The sequence below is a fragment of the Methylobacterium sp. WL6 genome (assembly GCF_008040095.1).
Classification (GTDB): Bacteria; Pseudomonadota; Alphaproteobacteria; order Rhizobiales; family Beijerinckiaceae; genus Methylobacterium.
In genome coordinates, this window is the sequence record NZ_VRVH01000384.1 from 1 (window position 1) to 3,585 (window position 3,585).

The window sequence follows — 3,585 nt, forward strand, 5'->3', positions numbered from 1 at the left end:
CACCCGGCTCCCGCCAGCTGCCCTATCGCTCGTCATGTCGGTGGACCAAGTCCAGAACCGCGTCGCCGCCGCCCCGTCTCGATGAACAGGGGTATACGGACCACCCAGCAGCCCGTCAACAGCCAAAACGGAACTTTCTCCGATTTTGACGACAGAACCACGACAGGCCGCCCGAAAGGCCCTCCAGCGATCCTGAGACGGGTGCGTTCGGCGTTTCGGGGGTGAAGGGGAGCCGCTCGACCGGAGGGAGGGAAACGCGCTCGCGCGCGAGGCGCCTCAATCTCGACATGCTGCCCTTCGACATGCTGATGTCCTGGCGGCTGCGATGCCGCCCTCCTCCGACAAGGCGCTCTTGGTGAACCGCGACCGTCTCAAGATCGGCGAGGCCAGCGGCCCGCGGACCCTGCCGGGCTACGCCCACGGGATCCAGCCCGCCCTCGACCTGCTCGGACCGGATGCGACGCGCATCGATCGGCGCGAGGTGAACCTGCGCTGGCTCTGCGCCTCCGCCCTCACCGGCCTGACCGGGGCCGCGCTGATCGGCGCGGCGCTCCACGTCTCGCTGCAGGGCGAAGCCTCCTTCGCCGCGATCCCCGAGCGGGTGAGCATCCCCGCCCGGCCGCAGCCGAGCGAGGGCGGCGCCAATCTCGCGCGCAAGGGCGACCGGCTCGTGCGCAACCTCATGATCGCCTCGGCCAAGCAGAGCTTCCGCTCCCCGGTGACGGTGCGGCTCGGCGATCGCGAGATCATCAAGGTCCGGCCCTTCGTCCGGATCACCACGGCGCTCTCGATGTCGACCGGGGTGTTCGCCGGCGACATCCCGAGATTCGATCCGATGAAGTTCGTGTCCGACGAGCCGCTCGAGCGCGCAGCCGATGCCGGCTCCGCCGACGCGCCGGGCGCCGAGGTCAGCGTGGTCAAGCGCGACCTCGTCGACGCGGCGGTCGAGGCCGGGGCGGCCGCGCTGTCGGACGACGACGTGACGGCGCAGGTCGAGGAGGAGCGCCGCAGCACCGCGGAGGCCGGCCGGCGCACCGCGATCCCGATCGCGCCGCAGATCCTCCTGTCGCGCACGCTCCAGGGCGCGACGGCACCCGACCTCGACGGCGGGGCCAAGGACGGCGGCCCCAAGGCCGGCAATGCCGCCGACGGCAACCCGTTCAAGTCGATCGAGGTGCTGGTCGTCCCCGAGAACGTGACCAAGCTCGCCAAGGTCGAGCTGCGCCCCAACGAGACGCCGATCGTCGAGGAGCGCGACCTCGCCCTGAAGCGCGGCGACACGCTGGAGGCGGTGGTGCGCGCCACCGGCTTCGCCTCCGAGGACCAGATCCGCGGCATCGTCACGGCGCTTGGCGGCAAGGCCAAGACCGGCGCGCTGGCCGAGGGCCAGCAGTTCCGGCTCCAGATCGCGCCGGGCGCGAAGCCGGGCGATCCGCGGCAGGTGACCCGCGTGGTGCTCTACGGCGAGGGCGGGATCGAGGGGATCGCCGCGATCAACGACCGCGGGGCCTTCGTCTCGGTGGCCCCACCGCCGGAGGACACGCCCTCGCAGAAGCCCGCCGCGAGCGCCGAGAATTCGGAGGACGAGGACGAGGACGGCGGCTCGGGCCCGCGCCTCTACCAGAGCCTCTACGAGACCGCGGCCCGGCACGACCTGCCGCGGGCGACCGTCGAGGACATCGTGCGGGTGTTCAGCTACGATCTCGACTTCCAGCGGCGGATCTCGGCCGGCGACGGCCTCGACGTGTTCTACACCTACGACGAGGATGCCGGCGCCAGCGCCGACCGGCCGGACCTGCTCTACGCCTCGCTCAACCTCGGCGGCGAGAGCCGCAAGGTCTACCGCTTCCAGTCGCCCGACGACGGCTCGATCGACTACCTCGACGACCAGGGCCGCTCGCTCAAGAAGTTCCTGATCCGCAAGCCGATCGCCGACGGGATCATGCGCTCGGGCTTCGGCTACCGCCGCCACCCGGTGCTCGGCTATGCCAAGCTCCACACCGGCGTCGACTGGTCGAACCCGATCGGCACGCCGATCGTGGCGGCCGGCAACGGCACCGTGATCCGGGCCGAGATGACCTCGGGCTACGGACGCCGGGTCGAGATCCAGCACATCAACGGCTACGTCACCACCTACAACCACATGTCGCGGTTCGGGCGTGGCGTCACCGAAGGTGCGCGGGTGCGGCAGGGCCAGGTGATCGGCTATGTCGGCTCCACCGGGCTCTCCACCGGCGCGCACCTGCACTACGAGGTGATCATCAACGGCCACTTCGTCGATCCGATGAAGATCCGCGTGCCGCGCGGGCGCGAGCTCGACGGGCGGATGCTCGCCGAGTTCAAGCGCCAGCGCGAGCAGATCGACGCGGTGATGCAGAAGTCGAAGAGCGCCACCGCGATGGCGCAGCGCGACGCGGCGGTGCGCTGAGGCGGCCTTCCCGCGGCGAGCCGGCGCTTCAGGCGAAGCCGAGCGCCGCGCGGATCGTCTCCGGTGTTTCGCCCCGCGCGCGACGGTCGGCGAGGCTTTCCGAGCCCTTCGACTTCGCGAGCTTGCCCCCGTCCGGGCCGAGGACCAGGGCGTGATGGTGGTAGCGCGGGGTCGGAAGGCCGAGGAGCGCCTGGAGCAGGACGTGCAGGTCTGTCGCCGCCTCGAGGTCGCGGCCGCGGACCACGTGGGTGACGCCCTGATGCGCGTCGTCGACCACGACGGCGAGGTGGTAGCTCGTCGGCACGTCGCGGCGGGCGATCACGGCATCGCCCCAGCGGGCGGGATCAACGACCCGGACCATCTCGTGAAACGCGCCCTCCCCTCCCCCCTGAAGCGGGTCGGGAGAGGGAAGCGACGATGCCTGAAAGGGCGCTCCCCTCTCCCGCCCCACGCCGACGCGAGGCCCACCCACCCCCCCACCCAAGTCGGTCCTGCCCGACTTGGGCACGCAAGGTGCGGATCCCGGGCAAGCCCGAGATCCGTCGGGGGGAGGGAGAAGCGCCAGGTTCGTATAAACATGGGGGCCCGGCGCCTGCCCGATCGCCCGGGCCATGTCGAGCCGCCAGGCGTGCGGCTCGCCGGCGGCGCGACGGGCGGCGGCGGTCTCAGGATCGAGCGCCCGGCAGGTGCCGGGATAGAGCGGCGCGCCGTCCGGGTCGCGCGCGGCATTGCCGCCGGCGGCGGCACGGATGTCGCCGCGGGTGCAGAAGCAGGGATAGGCCAGGCCCCGCGCGATCAGCCCGTCGCGGGCGGCGCGATAGTCCGGCATGTGCTGCGACTGGCGGCGGACGGGTGGGTCGAAGACGAGCCCGAGCCAGGCGACGTCGGCGCCGATCGCGTCGATCAGCTCGGGTCGCGAGCGGGTCGGGTCGATGTCCTCGATCCGCAGCAGCAGGCGGCCGCCGGTGCGGGACGCGAGCGCGGCGTTGAGCAGCGCGGAATAGGCGTGGCCGAGATGCAGCCGGCCGTTCGGGCTCGGGGCGAAGCGGAAGACGGGCCGCGGCTCGACCTCCGGCCTCAACCGCCGACGCGATGCAGGCACTGCAGCGGGCCGGGCGTGCAGGCGATGCCCGGCAGCGAGCAGGCCGGCCCGCTGC

General features: G+C 72.1%; 2 protein-coding genes. One reads left to right on the forward strand and one right to left on the reverse strand.

What is annotated here, in order from left to right:
* Positions 1–355: 355 nt before the first annotated feature.
* A complete protein-coding gene (locus FV230_RS25975) occupies positions 356–2,428 on the forward strand; it encodes a M23 family metallopeptidase (RefSeq protein WP_246695006.1) in 2,073 nt (690 codons plus the stop codon).
* 28 nt (positions 2,429–2,456) lie between these two features.
* Here the strand turns inward: FV230_RS25975 and FV230_RS31020 are convergent, their stop codons facing one another.
* Positions 2,457–3,509, reverse strand: a complete 1,053-nt coding sequence (locus tag FV230_RS31020) for a glutamate--tRNA ligase family protein (protein WP_246695007.1) — start codon at positions 3,507–3,509, stop codon at positions 2,457–2,459.
* Positions 3,510–3,585: the final 76 nt, after the last annotated feature.